Annotated in this window: 14 protein-coding genes; 6 read left to right on the forward strand and 8 right to left on the reverse strand. The window is 70.5% G+C overall.

Going from position 1 to position 15870, the window contains the following annotated elements:
- Positions 1-12: 12 nt before the first annotated feature.
- From ACZ5L9_RS01400 to ACZ5L9_RS01410, 3 genes are read right to left on the reverse strand one after another with little or no spacing between them, the layout of a single operon-like run.
- Positions 13-561 carry a TIGR03086 family metal-binding protein gene (locus ACZ5L9_RS01400; RefSeq protein WP_464532778.1) on the reverse strand — a complete coding sequence of 183 codons (549 nt, stop codon included), beginning with the start codon at positions 559-561 and terminating at the stop codon, positions 13-15.
- Complete coding sequence (locus ACZ5L9_RS01405) at positions 561-1166, reverse strand: DsbA family oxidoreductase (RefSeq protein WP_464532781.1); 606 nt, start codon at positions 1164-1166, stop codon at positions 561-563. The genes ACZ5L9_RS01400 and ACZ5L9_RS01405 overlap by 1 nt, the downstream gene beginning before the upstream one ends.
- Positions 1167-1210: 44 nt before the next feature.
- Entirely contained in the window at positions 1211-2926 is a 1716-nt protein-coding gene (locus tag ACZ5L9_RS01410; protein WP_464532784.1) for a CHAP domain-containing protein, read from the reverse strand.
- A 148-nt stretch (positions 2927-3074) separates the two neighbouring features.
- Here ACZ5L9_RS01410 and pepN point away from each other — a divergent pair, with 148 nt between their 5' ends.
- On the forward strand, positions 3075-5621 hold the full coding sequence (gene pepN / locus ACZ5L9_RS01415; RefSeq protein WP_464532788.1) for an aminopeptidase N: 2547 nt from the start codon (positions 3075-3077) through the stop codon (positions 5619-5621).
- Positions 5622-5792: 171 nt separating this feature from the next.
- Positions 5793-6923: a hypothetical protein gene (locus ACZ5L9_RS01420; RefSeq protein WP_464532790.1), complete on the forward strand. Its 1131-nt coding sequence runs from the start codon at positions 5793-5795 to the stop codon at positions 6921-6923.
- Between the two features lie 87 nt (positions 6924-7010).
- Here the strand turns inward: ACZ5L9_RS01420 and ACZ5L9_RS01425 are convergent, their stop codons facing one another.
- A complete protein-coding gene (locus ACZ5L9_RS01425) occupies positions 7011-7295 on the reverse strand; it encodes a hypothetical protein (RefSeq protein ID WP_464532793.1) in 285 nt (94 codons plus the stop codon).
- Positions 7296-7339: 44 nt separating this feature from the next.
- On the opposite strand from ACZ5L9_RS01425, the gene ACZ5L9_RS01430 reads away from it, so the two are divergent.
- On the forward strand, positions 7340-8218 hold the full coding sequence (locus ACZ5L9_RS01430) for a mechanosensitive ion channel family protein (RefSeq protein ID WP_464532795.1): 879 nt from the start codon (positions 7340-7342) through the stop codon (positions 8216-8218).
- Positions 8219-8317: 99 nt separating this feature from the next.
- Here the strand turns inward: ACZ5L9_RS01430 and ACZ5L9_RS01435 are convergent, their stop codons facing one another.
- Positions 8318-8743 carry an OsmC family protein gene (locus ACZ5L9_RS01435; RefSeq protein WP_464532796.1) on the reverse strand — a complete coding sequence of 142 codons (426 nt, stop codon included), beginning with the start codon at positions 8741-8743 and terminating at the stop codon, positions 8318-8320.
- A 58-nt stretch (positions 8744-8801) separates the two neighbouring features.
- Here ACZ5L9_RS01435 and ACZ5L9_RS01440 point away from each other — a divergent pair, with 58 nt between their 5' ends.
- The 3 genes from ACZ5L9_RS01440 (at position 8802) to ACZ5L9_RS01450 (ending at position 10746) form a co-directional block, all read left to right on the forward strand.
- Complete coding sequence (locus ACZ5L9_RS01440; protein ID WP_464532799.1) at positions 8802-9167, forward strand: globin; 366 nt, start codon at positions 8802-8804, stop codon at positions 9165-9167.
- A gap of 152 nt (positions 9168-9319) precedes the next feature.
- Positions 9320-10102 carry a hypothetical protein gene (locus tag ACZ5L9_RS01445; RefSeq protein WP_464532802.1) on the forward strand — a complete coding sequence of 261 codons (783 nt, stop codon included), beginning with the start codon at positions 9320-9322 and terminating at the stop codon, positions 10100-10102.
- Entirely contained in the window at positions 10099-10746 is a 648-nt protein-coding gene (locus ACZ5L9_RS01450; protein WP_464532804.1) for an RNA polymerase sigma factor, read from the forward strand. The genes ACZ5L9_RS01445 and ACZ5L9_RS01450 overlap by 4 nt, the downstream gene beginning before the upstream one ends.
- Here ACZ5L9_RS01450 and ACZ5L9_RS01455 read toward each other — a convergent pair.
- From ACZ5L9_RS01455 to ACZ5L9_RS01465, 3 genes are all read right to left on the reverse strand, one after another.
- Positions 10679-12583, reverse strand: coding sequence for an APC family permease (locus ACZ5L9_RS01455; protein WP_464532807.1), 1905 nt, complete (start codon positions 12581-12583; stop codon positions 10679-10681). The two genes, ACZ5L9_RS01450 and ACZ5L9_RS01455, sit on opposite strands and share 68 nt — an antisense overlap.
- A 92-nt stretch (positions 12584-12675) precedes the next feature.
- The gene (locus tag ACZ5L9_RS01460; RefSeq protein ID WP_464532810.1) at positions 12676-13356 is read right to left on the reverse strand and encodes a response regulator transcription factor; all 681 of its coding nucleotides are present in this window, start codon (positions 13354-13356) and stop codon (positions 12676-12678) included.
- Positions 13356-15869 (reverse strand): ATP-binding protein, encoded by a 2514-nt coding sequence (locus tag ACZ5L9_RS01465; RefSeq protein ID WP_464532812.1) that lies wholly within the window; start codon positions 15867-15869, stop codon positions 13356-13358. Before ACZ5L9_RS01465 ends, ACZ5L9_RS01460 begins: the two co-directional genes overlap by 1 nt.
- Position 15870 lies beyond the last annotated feature (1 nt).

Here is a 15870-nt window from a genome sequence, read left to right on the forward strand (position 1 = left end):
CTGTCGTCGGGATCAGACGTCGCGACCGGCGTACGCCGCCAGGTGTGCGTAGGCGTCCGAGCCCTCCGGCGCGGACTTCGCGTCGGCCCAGGCCCGGCCCTTGCGGGTCGGCCCGAGGATGTCGTCCATCGCCACCAGCGCACGCTGGGCCACCGACTGGTCGAGTCCGTCGGTGGCACGTCCGAGCGCGTGGGCGAGGTCCCACGTGTGGGTGGCGATCTCGGCTGCCTGCCAGTCCGGGTTCGCCCCCATCACGGCATCGGCGTCCTGCTGCTTCGCGACCTCGCGCCACAGGTTGATCAGGGTGTTGCCGCGGGTGCGCAGCTCCTCGCCGAGCTGGGTGTCGTAGTCCTCGCGACCGTTCCATCCCGGAGGCGCGCCCTGGAGCATCGTGACGAAGATCCGGGGCGCCGCGATGAGATGGTTGGCGAGCTTGCGCACGTCCCACTCGGTGCACGGCGTCGGCTTCTCGAGGTCACCGGGCGTCACCTCGTCAAGGAGATCGGCGGCCTGGGTGAGGGCCCGCTGCAGCGCCAGGATCCCGACCTGGTCGACCGCCATCAGCTGAAGTCGAGGTCGTGCGTGCGAGCGCGCTTCAGCTCGTAGACGTAGGGGTACGCGGTGATCAGCTGGAAGCCGTCCCAGAGCTTGCCGGCCTCCTCGCCCTTCGGCGCCTTGGCGATGACCGGACCGAAGAACGCCTGGCCGTTCATCGCGATGGTCGGGGTGCCCACGTCGTTGCCGACCTGGTCCATGCCGAGGTGGTGGGAGGCCTTGATCGCCTCGTCGTAGGAGGAGTCGTCCATCGCGTCGGCGAGCTCGGCGGAGAGTCCGACCGAGACGAGGGCGTCCTCGATCACCTCGCGGGTGTAGTCCTTCTTCTCCACGTGACGCCGCGTGCCGAGCGCGGTGTAGAGCTCGGCGAGCTTCTCCTGGCCGTGCTGCTCGCTGACGGCCATCGCCACGCGCACCGGCTGCCAGGCGGTCTTGAGCATCTCGCGGTAGTCGTCGGGGATGTCCTTGTCCTGGTTGAGGTAGGCCAGGCTCATGATCCGCCAGGTCACCTTGATGTCGCGGACCTTCTCCGCCTCCAGGATCCACCGGGAGGTGATCCAGGCGAAGGGACACAGCGGGTCGAACCAGAACTCTGCCTCAGTGGTGGTCATGTCAGGAGTCAACCACCGAGGGGTGACGGTTATGCCGCCGACCCTCAGCGGGCGATGCGCAGGTGGTCCTTGAGCACGACCGCCTGGTAGGCGGCCGGTCCGGCGTACACGATCTTGAGGGGCCGGCGGCCGGCGGGCAGGCCGGTCAGGCGCAGCACGACCTGCTTGCCGCGGACCCGCCCGACGACGTGCTTCTTGCCGATCACGACGGTGACCTTGCCGACCGCGAGCTGCCGGCCGAGCGAGCGGACCTTGACCTTGACGACCGCGGAGTGGTGCCCGGACGCGGTGGCGACCTTGAGCACGACCGGCGTCAGGATCGAGGGGGCGAGCGCGTAGTCCTGCGAGAGCGGGTAGTAGCCGGTCGCTGCGAGCCCGATCCGGGCGGTCACGTGGTGGCCGACGTCGGAGGAGGTCAGGGTGTAGGTCGAGGCCGAGGCGCCGGGGATCGCCAGGCCGTCGCGCAGCCAGGCGTACGTCGTGGTCGTCGCCGCCGGCGTGGTGGCGGCCGGCTTCGCCGTCAGCACGCTGCCGACGTACGGGGTGCCGGAGACGGCGCCCGCGCTGGCGACCGCGAGCTCGGGGGCCTGCACCGGGCCGACGGCCTGGCTGGCGACGGTGAGGTCGTTGAACGCGGTGCGGGTGCCGTGCACCTGCACGCTCAGCCGGCGGGCGACCTGGTCGGCGCCGAGGGTGAGGCTCCAGTCGGTCGCGCCGGGGATCGCCTGGTCGTCGGCGAACCACTGCACGTCGGTGCTCGACAGCGCACGGGTCGTCACCGGCGGCGTGGCGGTCACGACCTCGTCGATCCGGGGGTCGCCGGTGATCTGGGGCGGCGTGGTCACGCCGATGGTGCCGGCGGCCACCGCTGTGGTGGTCGCCGAGGTCGCCGCCGTCGAGCCGGTGCTGCTCGTCGCCGTGACCTTGACCGAGATCGTCTTGCCGAGCTGGTTCTGGGTGAGCCCGAAGGTGGTGCCGGTGCCGTTGGTCAGCAGCGGCGCCCCGTTGGCGTACCACTGGTAGGAGTAGGTCAGGCCGCCCTGCGTCCAGGTGCCCGGCGTCGCGGCGATGCTCTGTCCGACGGCGACGGTACCGGTGATCGTCGGCCGCGCGGTGTTGACCGGGACCGTCACCGGCGCGACCGTCGGCGACGGGCTCGGCGTGGGCGTCGGGGTCGGGGTGACGACCGGGGTGCCGGAGTCGCGCAGGTGGATGAAGCCGGAGGGCCAGTTGGCCGCGGTCGTGATCCGGCGCCAGTCGAAGTCACCGGACCAGTTGGACTCCGAGACCACGATGTCGGTGGCCGAGTAGACCTTCTCCACGTACGCGACGTGACCGCCCGAGCCCGCGCCGGGGACGTTCTTGTTCCACCAGGCGACGGCGCCGACGGTGGGCGTCTTGGTGGTCAGGGAGCCGAACGAGGCACCCCAGAAGCTCGCGTTGCCCTGGCCCGGCACGAGCTGGCTCGGGCGGGTCGACGACATGCCGGCGCTGATCATCCGGTATGCGACGTAGTTGGTGCAGTTCCGGCCGGAGTACATGTTCCAGAACATCGTGTTCCAGACCGTGTGGTAGCCGGAGGCGCTCATCCCGGCCGCGTTGCACGCGTCGAACCCGCTGCAGAGCACGCCCACGGTGGCGGCCTCCGCGGGCGCGTACGCCGTCGGCGCCAGCGTCGCGAGGACGGCGGCGAAGGTCGAGACCATGGCCAGCAGAAGTCGCTGGAGTGGCCGATGTGACGGCTGTGACGGGTGAGGCACGTGAGCACTCTAGAGAAGAAAAAGTCAACGCGACACGCCGGGGCCATAACTACAAACGTGTAATTCTTCGGGCCGGTTCGAGGCGGTCTGAGCGTGCTCCTCCTGGGGTTGATCGGCGAGTGCTCGCATCGGATGAGAGGATCGCGGCATGCCTGGAACCAATCTCACGCGGGACGAGGCGCGCGCCCGCGCGGCCCTCCTCGACGTCACGTCGTACGACATCCAGCTGGACCTCACGACCGGCGAGGAGACGTTCGGCTCGACGACCACCATCACCTTCACGTCCGGCGAGCCCGGGGCGGAGACCTTCGCCGACCTGGTCGGCGCAACCGTCCACGAGATCACGCTCAACGGTGTCGCCCTGGACCCGGCGACCGCCTACGCCGACAGCCGGATCGCGCTGCCGTCCCTCGCCGCCGAGAACGTCCTCGTGGTCCGCGCCGACTGCGCCTACTCGCACACCGGCGAGGGCCTGCACCGCTTCGTCGACCCGGTCGACCAGCGCGTCTACACCTACACCCAGTTCGAGGTGCCGGACGCCCGCCGTGTCTTCGCCACCTTCGAGCAGCCCGACCTCAAGTCGGTCTTCACCTTCCACGTGACGGCCCCCGCGGACTGGAAGGTCGTCTCCAACAGCCCCTCCCCCGCGCCGTCCCCGGTCCGCGACGGCGTCGCGCTGTGGGACTTCGAGCCCACCAAGCGGATGTCGACCTACATCACCGCGCTGATCGCCGGTGAGTACCACGAGGTCCAGGACGTCTACGAGGGCCGGTTCGGCACGATCCCGCTCGGCCACTTCTGCCGCCAGTCGCTGGTTCCCTACCTCGACCGCGAGAGCATCGTCGAGACCACCAAGGCCGGCTTCGCCTTCTTCGAGGAGAAGTTCGACTACCCCTACCCGTTCGGCAAGTACGACCAGCTCTACGTGCCGGAGTACAACATGGGCGCGATGGAGAACGCCGGCGCCGTGACGCTGCGCGACGAGTACCTGCCCCGCAGCCGCCAGCCGCGCTCGTTCTACGAGTTCCGCACCTCGGTGATCCTGCACGAGATGGCGCACATGTGGTTCGGCGACCTCGTGACCATGAAGTGGTGGGACGACCTCTGGCTCAACGAGTCGTTCGCCGAGTGGGCCTGCTACTGGGCCGAGGCCGAGGTCACCGAGTTCTCCGACGCGTGGACCGGCTTCGCCAACGCGCGCAAGATCACCGGCTACACCCAGGACCAGCTGCCGACCACGCACCCGATCGCGGCCGACAACTACGACCTGCAGGCCGTCGAGGTGAACTTCGACATGATCACCTACGCCAAGGGCGCCTCGGTGCTCAAGCAGCTGGTGGCGTGGGTCGGTCTCGACCCGTTCCTCGAGGGTCTGCGCGCCTACTTCAAGGAGTTCGCGTTCGGGAACCCCGAGTTCAAGGACCTGCTCGCCGCACTCGAGAAGTCCTCCGGTCGCGAGCTGCAGAGCTGGGCTGCGGAGTGGCTGCAGACCGCCGGCGTCAACACCCTCGCGCCGGAGTTCGAGCTCGCCTCGGACGGCACGTACGCCTCCCTCGCCATCCGCCAGACCGCCCAGGCGGACTGGCCAACCCTGCGCCGCCACCGCGTCGGCATCGGCTTCTACAACTTCACCGACGGTGGGGCGCTCACCCGTACGGACTATCTCGAGGTCGACGTCGAGGGCGAGCTCACCGCGATCGCCGAGGCCGCCGGCAAGGCCCAGCCCGATCTGCTGCTGGTCAACGACGAGGACCTCGCGTACGCCAAGATCCGGCTCGACGAGCGCTCGCTCGCCACCGCTCTGGCCTCGCTCGGCAAGATCGAGGACTCGCTCCCCCGCGCGCTGGTGTGGAGCGCCGCGTGGGACATGACCCGCGACGCGGAGATGTCGATCAGCGCCTACGTCGAGCTGGTGCTGGCCAACATCGGCGCCGAGACCGACGCGTGGGGCGTCACCCGGATCCCGGCCAACGCCGCGCTCGCAGTGGCGACCTACTCGGCGCCGGCCAAGCGCGAGGCGCTCGCGATCCGCTGGGAGCGCGGCCTGCGCGAGCTCCTCGGCAAGGCCGCCCCGGGTAGCGACCACCAGCTGACCTTCGCCCGCTCGTTCGCGGCAGCCGCCCACACCGGGACGGCCGTCGCCGACCTCAAGGCGCTGCTGGACGGCTCGCTCGCCCTCGAGGGTCTCGAGATCGACCAGGACCTGCGCTGGTCGCTGATCACCGGGCTGGCCCGGGTGGGCGCGCTCGGCGAGGCCGAGATCGCGGCCGAGGAGGAGCGCGACGGCACCATCGCGGGCCACGAGAAGGCCGCCGCCGCGCGCGCCTCCCGCCCCGACGCCGCCGCCAAGGCCGCCGCCTGGGCCGCCGCGGTCGTGGAGACGGGCACCCCGAACGAGACCGCCCGCGAGATCATCACCTCGTTCAACCAGCCGCGCCAGGAGGAGCTGCTGGCTCCCTACGTCGACCGCTACTTCGCGGCCGCCGACACCGCCTGGGAGCACCTCGGCTCGCACAAGGGCTCGGTCGCGCTCGCCGGCCTCTTCCCCCGGTACGCCGCCTCGCCGGCCCTCCTGGAGAAGGCCGACGCCTGGCTGGCGAGCTCCTCGGCCGAGCCGGCCGCGAAGCGCTACGTCCGTGAGGGCCGCGACTCCGCCGCCCGCGCGCTCGCCGCGCAGGCCAAGGACGCCGAGTAGCAGCCTCCGCTCCGCTCAGCGAGGGCGCGACACCCGACGGGGTGTCGCGCCCTCCTGCGTTGCTGATGCCGCCTTCATGCGACTCATCGTCTACGGTCCGCAGGCAGCATGTGACGTCATCGTCCCGGCTGCAGCGCATCTCGGCGCCAACTGAACCGGAGCACAGCCCACATGAAGATCGGACTGCGCCTGACGGCGCGTCTTGCCGCGCCATTGCTGGCGGCAGCCTCCCTCACCCTCGTAGCGATGCCCGCCGCCCAGGCTGCCGCACCCTCCAACGACGACTTCGCCAGCGCACAGACCCTGCTCACGGGCGTCACCACCGCGGGTACCAATGTGGACGCGACGGCCGAGGTCGGCGAGCCCGACCCACAGGACGACGGCGGCAACGGCAACGGCACCGAGGCCACCGTCTGGTACGAGTGGACCGCGCCCACCAGCGGCTCGTTCATCGCAACCACCGCCAGCAGCGACATCGACACGTATCTCGCCGTCTTCACTGGATCCAGTGTCGACTCGCTGACGCCCGTGCACGAGGATGACGACGACCCCATCAGCGATTGGACGTTCACTGCCACAGCAGGCACGACCTACTACCTCCAGGTCGACGGCTATCACGACGACCAGACCGAGACCGGAGCAGTCGCGGTGGCGGTGATGCCGAGCACCGTCCTGAGTGGACACGTCACGCTTCCCGCTCGTGCCGAGGTGAGCGAGGCCAGCCTCTACAACCCGATCACGGGGCGGGAGTACGACGCGAAGGTGGACCTCAGCACCGGCACGTACGAGTTTCCCAGCGTGCTGCCGGGTCACTACCTCGCCGGGTTCTTCTACGCCGCCGGCGCTGACGGCGGCATGCTCTTCTACGGCGACACGACCGACATCAACGCGGCTGCGATCCTGACCATCGCGTCGGGCTGTACGTACCACAACCTCAACGCGGACGTCACGACCGAGAAGGTCTCCGGTCCCACAGGATCCTGCACGCCTGCCTGCGTCTCCGCGAAGCGCACCGCCAGCAGCGACGCCAGCGCGCTGGGCGCCGAGCGGGCGACCGTCGCCGCCGATGCGAAGCAGGTGGCCAGTCTGCAGAGCAAGGCCAACAACGCGCTGAAGGCCCTGAACAAGGCCAAGCACAAGCACAACACGAAGGCGATCAAGAGGGCCACCAAGCTCAAGAAGCAGGTCGGCAGTCAGCTCGCCGCCGCCAAGAGGCGGCTGACGGCCGACAACGCGACGGCGTCCGCCGCCGCATCGGCGTCGAACGGCGCCACGGCTGCCTCGACAGCGGCCTGCGCCTGAGACCAGCAGCCACCACGCGGTCCGCTGCTGCGAGACGACGAAGGCCCCCGCCGGATGGCGGGGGCCTTCGTCGTGAAAGGTCTGAGATCAGTGACCGGTGCGCTCGACCGGGGGCTGGTTGCTCGGCTTGTGCGCCTTCGGGAGCAGGCCCTCGCCGCGGAGGACGCCCGGGAGCAGCACCAGGAACGCGATCACCAGGGCCGCGGCCACCGGGATGAAGAGGATCAGCGTCAGGAAGTGCAGCGGGTTGACGTCGGACGGGTTGCTCCAACCGCTCGGGACGTCAGCAGCGGCGGGGCCGGCGACGGCCGCCGTGACGGCGGCGACAGCGGCACCGAGGGTCAGGGCTCGGCGGGCGAAGGTGTTGGTCACGGGCTCAGCGTACCGGTTGACTCGGGCTGTTAAGAATGGGCCTCATGTTTGGCATCGACTGGAACCACGACGCCGATGTGCTCATCGGGAAGCCGATCGCGATCGTCGCCCTGATCATCCTCGCGCTCGTGATCCGCTGGGTCCTCGGCAAGGTGATCGACCGGATCGTCCTCCACGCCGAGGAGGGCGTCCTGCCGGACCGCTTCACCAGCAAGGAGGCCAACGGCAACCACACCCGCCGGGTGCAGCGCGCCAAGACGATGGGCTCACTGCTCAAGAGCATCGTGGGTGGCGTCCTGGTCGCCGTCTTCGGCACCATGATCCTGGCCCAGCTCGGCGTGAACATCGCCCCGATCATCGCCAGCGCCGGCATCGTCGGCATCGCGCTGGGCTTCGGCGCCCAGAGCCTGGTCAAGGACTTCCTGTCCGGGATCTTCATGATCTTCGAGGATCAGTACGGCGTCGGAGACGTCGTCAACCTGGGCGAGGCGACCGGAACGATCGAGGCGGTCTCGCTGCGGGTGACGCGACTGCGCGACCAGCAGGGCACCGTCTGGTATGTGCCGAACGGCGAGATCCTGCGCGTCGGCAACATGAGCCAGAACTGGGCCCGCGCGGTAGTCGACGTCAATGTCGGCTACGGCGAGGACCTGACCCGGGTGACCCAGATCCTCAAGGACGTCGCGCACGACATCTGGGAGGACGAGGACTACAGCGGCATCGTCATCGAGCAGCCCGAGGTGACCGGCGTCGAGACCATGACGCCGGAGGCGATCAGCCTGCGCGTGCTGATCAAGACCGCCCCGATGCAGCAGTGGGCGATCGCGCGCGAGCTACGCCTGCGGATCAAGGCGCGCTTCGACCACGAGGGCATCCGGATGCCGTTCTGGGAGGGCAACCCGTACGCAGGCACGAAGCCCTGAGAATGAAGCCCTGAGAATGAAGCCCTGAGGGCGCAGTCGCTCGCTCGGACGTCATGCGCTCCGCGCCGCACTGCGGCGCGGAGCGCATGACGTTGCGGATCAGGCGAGCGCCGCGTCCAGGGTGATGGTGGTGCCGGTGAGCGCCTGGGAGACCGGGCAGCCCTCCTTGGCGGCCTGGGCGAGCTCGACGAACGTGTCGTTGTCGATGCCCGGCACCTCACCGCGGACGGTGAGCTTGATGCCGGTGATGCCGGTGCCGGGCGTGAGCTCGACGTCGGCGGAGACGGTGAGGCGGGTGGCGGGGGTGTCGTTCTTCGCCAGGCCGTTGGAGAAGGCCATCGAGAAGCAGGAGGAGTGCGCGGCGGCGATGAGCTCCTCCGGGGAGGTCTTGCCGTTGGCGGCCTCGGCGCGCGAGGGCCAGGAGACGTCGTAGGTGCCCAGACCGGAGGAGTCGAGGGTGACCTTGCCGGCGCCCTCGAAGAGGGTGCCTTCCCAGACAGTGGTGGCGGTGCGAGTAGTAGGCATGTGTCCATCCAACCGGGCTGACTCGGCACTCACAACCGCGACCCCGCACAATGGACGGGTGACGTTCTACGACGAGATCGGCGGTGCCGGCACGATCCGCACGATCGTGTCCACCTTCTACGCCGGGGTCGCCGAGGACGAGCTGCTCCGCCCGATGTACCCGGAGGAGGACCTCGGCCCGGCCGAGGAGCGGTTCTTCCTCTTCCTGTGCCAGTACTGGGGCGGCCCCACCACCTACGGCGAGCTGCGCGGTCACCCGCGCCTGCGGATGCGGCACGCGCCGTTCGCGGTCACCCACCAGGCCAAGGACCACTGGCTGCGCCACTTCCGCGTCGGCCTCGACGCCGCCGAGCTGACCCCCGAGCAGGACGCCGAGTTCTGGGAGTACGTCCTCCGGGCGGCCGACTTCATGGTCAACGCGTAGAGAAATCGCACGACCGCTGTAACGCGGTGCCGGGCCGGCGACAGGTCAGGTGTGACAGGGCCGCGTACGGGGAACTCCCCCAGAGGTATTTCCGGGGGTATTTCCCAAGGACTCCCCGAGCGGCCGAGCACCTCACCAGGCAGGACCCGTCCATGACCAGCCCGTACGGCATCGATCAGCTCCGCGTCGAGGTTCCGACGCTGGAGCCCGATCCCGTGCTGCTCGACCAGCTGGTCACCCTCAGCTCCGCGAGCGCACCGGCAACGACGTCATCTCGGGCGACGTCGATGAAGGCGCTGCTCGCGGCAGCCGGAGTAGCAGTGGTGGCAACCACGACCTGGGCCGCCGGAGCCGTCCCCGGGAAGATCTTCCCCGCGCGCCCGGCGCCCCACCCCCACGTCGTCGTGACACCCACCCCCGCGACCGGCACGGGGTCCTCGCCGGCCCCCTCGCCGACCGCCTCGCCGTCGGCCACACGGGCGCCCGGTGCCTCCGACCCCACATCGGAGGCACCGGGGGTCCATCCGTCGCACCGGGCCCCGTCGCATGCGGGCCCGTCCGGCGCGGCCGTGACACCGCCGTTCCCCCTGCTCTTCGGCGGCGCCACGTCGCAGGGTGGCGCCGATCATCGCGGATCGGCGGGCGAGCGGCACGGCGAGAAGGAGTCCCGCGGCCAGCACGGTCACCCGCAGCAGGGCGATCCCACGACGAGCTCGGTCTCCGGCAGCGACGATCACCGGCCGGGTGCCACCGAGGGCAACGGCAACGGCAACGGGCCGAGCGTGTGGGGCACCGGCAAGCACGTCGGCCGGTCGTATGACAGGCGGTACAGCAGGCCGTACAGCAGGTCGTACGGCGGCCGCTTCGGCTGGACCGGCGACGAGTCCCGGCATCACCGGACGCTGGGCGACGGCGAGGAGTCGGGCCCGCCGTGAACGGGGCGAGCCGCCGGCATGATCGGGACGACCCGATCGTGGCCGCGGCCAAGCAGGGCGACTCCGACGCCTGGCGTGAGCTGTATCGAGCACATGCCGGGCGTCTCGTGGTGTGGTTGCGGCACCGCTCCCCCGTCGACGCCTCGCTGTCCGCGGAGGACCTGAGCCACGAGGCCTGGGTGACCGCCGCGGACAAGATCCACGACTTCCACGGCGGCAGCGCCGACTTCGGCGGCTGGCTCTTCGGCATCGCCCGGCACCACGCCGCCAACGCCCGTCGCCGCAGCGGCCGGCGCGCCACCTCCCCGGCCGAGCACGCCGACCTGGAGCCGCACGTCGAGGCCGTCCCCGGCCCGGAGGCCATCGTGCCCGAGCAGGACTGGGTCCGGCGGGCGCTGGCTCAGCTCTCCGCGCGCGAGCGCGACGTGATGGTCTGCCTCGAGGTGATCGGAATGGACGTCGCCGGCGCCTGTGCCGCGCTGGGCATGAGCGCTGTCTCCGTACGGGTGACGCGGCATCGCGCCATCAAGCGGCTGCGCGGCATCCTGGACGTCGCACCGCCGGAGCGGACAGCGGTCAGCCGACGTGAACGTGCGGACGCCGTGAGCGGTCGGGTTCGGCCCGGCGCAGCACCTCGCGGGTGATCGGGGCGACCTCACCGACACCGAAGAAGAAGAAGCTGAGCATGTTCTTCACCGGACCGCCCTCGGTCCACTCGAAGTAGATGTGCGGGATGACGTTGGTGCGGTCGCGGACGTAGAGCGTCAGCGCGGCGAGTGCGTTCGGCACCGACGGAGCCGCCATCCGCAGGACACGGTGCTGGCCGTTCGCGATGCAGCCGCGGACCTGGATGTGGCCCTGGAAGTCGGAGGGGTCGGTGATGGTGACCTCGACGAAGATGGCGTCGCCGTCGGGCAGCTCGTTGTCCATCACGGTCTGACGCATCTTGTCGTCGTACACGCTGCCGTTGACGCGGTCCGGGTCGATCGCGACGAGACGGATCCGGCGGCGAGCGGTGTCACGGACGAACTTCTGCGCCTTCTCGTCCAGCTCGAGGCTGTCGACCCGCAGCTCGAAGCCGCGCTGGATCCGGGAGAGTGCCGAGACCAGCACGATGACGCCGATGAAGGCGGCAGAGATCTTCACGCCATCGGGACGCTCGAGCATGTTGACGCCGGTCGTGTAGATGAAGACCGCCGCGATCAGGCCGAAGCCGAAGGTCTTGCGCTTCTTCCGCTTGCGCCAGGCCGAGAGCGTCACCGCGACGGCGGCCGACGTCATCAGCACGAGGACACCGGTGGCGTACGCGCCGCCCTGGGCGTCGACGCTCGCGTCGAACTTGATCGTGATGATGAAGGCGACGATCGTGATGATGATGGCGAGCGGACGGGTCGCACCGGCCCACTCCGGCGACATGCCGTACTTCGGCAGGTAACGCGGGATGAGGTTGAGCATGCCGGCCATCGCCGAGGCGCCGGCGAACCACAGGATGGTGATCGTAGAGATGTCGTAGACCGTGCCGAAGCCGCTGCCGAGGTACTCGTGGGCGATGTAGGCCAGTGCACGGCCGTTGGCCGGGCCGCCGGGCTCGAGGTCGGCCTGCTTGACCAGGACGGCGGTGGCGAACGAGCTGAAGATGAGTAGGACGCTCATGATGAGGGCGGCGGTGGTGAGCAGCTTGTGGGCGCCGCGGATCCGGCCGAGCGGGTTCTTCTCGGTGTCGGTCGGGTCGCCCTTGATCTGCGGCATCACCGCCACGCCGGTCTCGAAGCCGGACATGCCGAGCGCGAGCTTCGGGAACAGCAGCAGGGCCACGCCGACCATGGCGAAGACGTTGCCGTGCTCGTTGAAGAGGCGGGTGTGCCAGTCGCTGATCAGGTCCGGATGACTGACCACCTGGCCGATCGCGTCGACCACGACGACGACGTTGAGGGCGAGGTAGACGCCGACCAGCACGACGGCGATCCCGATCGCCTCGCTGAAGCCCCGGAAGAAGACGGCGCCGAGGCCGGCGAGCAGGAAGAGGGTGACCCACAGCGGGTGGTCGGCGATGATGCCGGGCACCGCCGGGTTGAGCGAGACGTGCGCGGCGGCGTCGGCGGCACTCAGGGTCATCGTGATGACCCAGCTGGTCGCGGCGAAGCCGAGCAGCGCGAGGACGAGCAGCTTGCCCTTCCAGGACGCAAGCAGCCTCTCCAGCATCGCCACCGAGCCCTCGCCGTGCGGCGACTCGATCGCGACACGGCGGTAGACGGGCAGCGCACCGAAGAGGGTCAGGCCGACCAGGACGATGGTCGCGATCGGCGAGAGCGCACCGGCCGCGAGGGCCGCGATACCCGGCGCATAGCCGAGCGTGGAGAAGTAGTCGAGGCCGGTGAGGCACATGACACGCCACCAGGCCTGGGTCTCCTCCTGGGCCTCCGGAGTGGCCACCGTCTCCACGGCGGACGGCGGAAGGGAGGGGTCACTCGCGGTCGGCACCGGCACAGCCTAATCACATCGGCACCGAACTCGCTTTCGCGGCAACGGAGGGTGATCCAGGCCACTTCGGAGGCGCTCGCACGCGGCTGCGTTCAGGGCTCGAGGGTGTAGCCCAGACCGCTGGTGGTGATCAGGTAGCGCGGGTGAGCCGGGTCGTCCTCGAGCTTGCGGCGCAGCTGTGCGGCGTAGACGCGGAGATAGTGCGTCTCCTTGGCGTACGCCGGACCCCAGACGTCGCGCAGGAGCTGCTCGCGCGAGACGAGGCGGCCGACGTTGCGGGCGAGCAGCTCGAGGAACGACCACTCGGTGGGTGTCAGGCGTACGTCCGTGCCGCGCCGGGTGACCCGCTTGCGCGCGAAGTCGATCTCCAGATCTCCGATCGTCAGGGTGGCGGCCTGGTTCGGGGCCGACTCCTGACCGCGTCGTACGGCGGCACGCAGGCGAGCCATCAGCTCGTCCATCGCGAACGGCTTGGTGACGTAGTCGTCGGCGCCCAGGTCGAGCGCCTCGATCTTGTCGTCGCCGTGCTGCCGCGCGCTGAGCACCACGACCGGCACCGACGTCCAACCGCGCAGCCCGGCGAGCACCTCGGTGCCGTCCATGTCGGGCAGGCCGAGGTCGAGCACCACGACGTCGGGGTGGAAGCCGGCGAACTCCGCGAGGCCCGAACGCCCGTCGTGCGCGATCTCGACCTCCCACCCTGCTGCCCGCAGGTTGACCGCGAGCGCTCGGGCGAGCGCCGGCTCGTCGTCGATCACCAGCACCTTGCTCATCAGGCCGCCTCCGTCCGGGCGCGGGCGCGAGGCACCGCGATCACCATCGTCAGTCCCCCGCCCGGGGTGTCCTCCGCCGAGAGACGCCCGCCGACCGCCTCGGCGAGGCCTCGGGCGACGGCGAGTCCCAGGCCCAGACCGCCGGGCGAGGAGTCGTCGAGGCGCTGGAACGGCTCGAACATGCGCTCGCGTTGCTCCGGTGGCACGCCCGGGCCGCGGTCCACGACCAGGATCTCGACCTCGTCGCGGCGGATGTTGGCAAGTACCCGCACCGGGGCGATCCCGGCGGAGTGCCGCACGGCGTTGGAGGCGAGGTTGGCGACCACCCGCTCGAGCAGACCGGCGTCGGTGACGACCAGCGGGACGTCCTCGGGCACGTCGTTGCGCACCTCGTCCGGACCGAATCCGGCCAGGGCGAGCGGGACGCACTCCTCGAGGCTGACCGGGCGCAGGACGGGGTGGACCAGGCCCGCCTGGACCCGCGACAGGTCGAGGAGGTTGTCGATCAGGCTCTCCAGCTGCTCGGCGGAGGTGGCCGCCGAGGTGGCCAGCACCTCACGATCGGACTCGTCGATCCCGGTGATGCGCAGCCCGTCGATCGCGGTGCGCATCGTCGCCAGTGGCGTACGCAGGTCGTGGGAGACGGCCCGTAGCAGCGCGGTGGAGGTGGCCTCGGCGCGCTCGAGCGCGGCCGTGCGGTCGGCGTGCTCGCGCAGCCGGCGGTACTCGAGCACCAGGGAGGCCTGCACCGCGAACGCCTCCAGCACCCGTTGGTCGGCAGCGCGCAACGGGTCGCCGACCAGGGCCATGACGTGATCGTCGTCGACGCCGACCCTGGTGGTGCCGTCGTCGGGTCGGGCGGCCATCCCGATGCCGGCGCCGGCCAGTCGCTCCCAGCCCTCCTCGGTGCGCCGCAGCAACGCCACGGAGCGCTGCCCGAAGGACTCCCGAACCCGCTCGACGATCGCGTCGGCGGTGTCCTGCCCGGTGAGGACCGAACGTGACAGGGCGCCGAGCGTCGCGGCTTCGGTGCGCGCCCGGACGGCTTCCTCGCTGCGGCGCGAGGCACCGTCGACGACGGTGGCGACCGCGACCGCGACCACGACGAAGACGAGCAGGGTGATCACGTCGCTCGAGTCGGCGATGGTGAGCCGGTGCACCGGGGGCGCGAACCACCAGTTGAGGTTGATGAAGCCGAAGAGGGCGGCGACCACCGCCGGCCACCGGCCGCCGACCAGGGCGACCAGGACGGTGGCGGCGAGCAGCAGCAGGCTCGCGAGAGGCAGCTGGTCGATGGCGTCGGCCCGGGTCGCGGTCGTGGTGAGCCACCAGGCGAGCAGCGCGGGGACGGCGAGGGCCATCAGCCAGCCGAGCAGCTGGCGGCGAGGGCTGAGGGTGGAGAGGGCCAGCCGGCGCCGGACCGACGGCGAGGTCCGCTCGTGGGTGACGAGGTGGACGTCGATCGAGCCGGCGAGCGCGGCGATCCGATCACCGGTGGTGCCGGCCACCAGCCGGCGCAGCCGGCCGTGCCGGGAGACGCCGACGATGATCATGGTGGCGTTGCTGCCGGTGGCGAAGTCGACGATCGCGGTGGCCGCGTCCTCCCCCACCACCGAGTGGAACGTGCCGTCGAGGGAGCGGGTGAGCTCCTGGAGCCGGGCCTGGCTGGATGCGACCGGGGCCTCCAGACCATCGGCGGTGAGCACGTGGACGGCGTGCAGCTCCGAGCCGGCGGAGCGCTGCGCCAGCCGCGCTCCGCGGCGGAGCAGGGTCTCGCTCTCGTCGCCGCCGGTAACGGCGACGACGATGCGCTCCTTGGTCGGCCACGGGCTGCTGATCCCCTGCTGACGTCGGTACTCGTCCAGGGTGTCGTCGACCCGGTCGGCCAGCCACAGCAGGGCGAGCTCGCGCAGCGCGGTGAGGTTGCCGATCCGGAAGAACGAGGTCAGCGAGGCGTCGACCCGGTCGGGCCGGTAGATGTTCCCGTGCGCCATCCGGCGGCGCAGCGCGTCGGGGGCGAGGTCCACGAGGTTGATCTGGTCGGCCGTGCGCACCACCTGGTCCGGCACGGTCTCCCGCTGTCGTACCCCGGTGATCCGCTCCACCTCGTCGTTCAGCGACTCGAGGTGCTGGATGTTGACGGTGGTGATGACGTCGATGCCGGCGGCGCGCAGCGCCTCGATGTCCTCGGCCCGCTTCAGGTGCCGACTGCCCGGCACGTTGGTGTGGGCGAGCTCGTCGACGCAGGCGACGTCCGGGCGCCGGGTCAGCACCGCCTCGAGGTCGAGCTCGGTGAAGGAGGCACCCCGGTAGTCGACCCGACGCCGGGGCACCACCTCGAGGCCCTCGAGCACGGCTGCCGTCTGCGGCCGCTCGTGGGTCTCGACGTACCCGACGACGACATCGGTGCCGCGCTCCCTGCGCCGGTGGGCCTCGTCGAGCATCGCGTAGGTCTTGCCCACGCCGGGGGCGGCACCGAGATAGACGGTGAGCCGCCCCCGCTTGGTGTTCATG

The sequence above is a fragment of the Nocardioides sp. JCM 18998 genome (genome assembly GCF_055391535.1).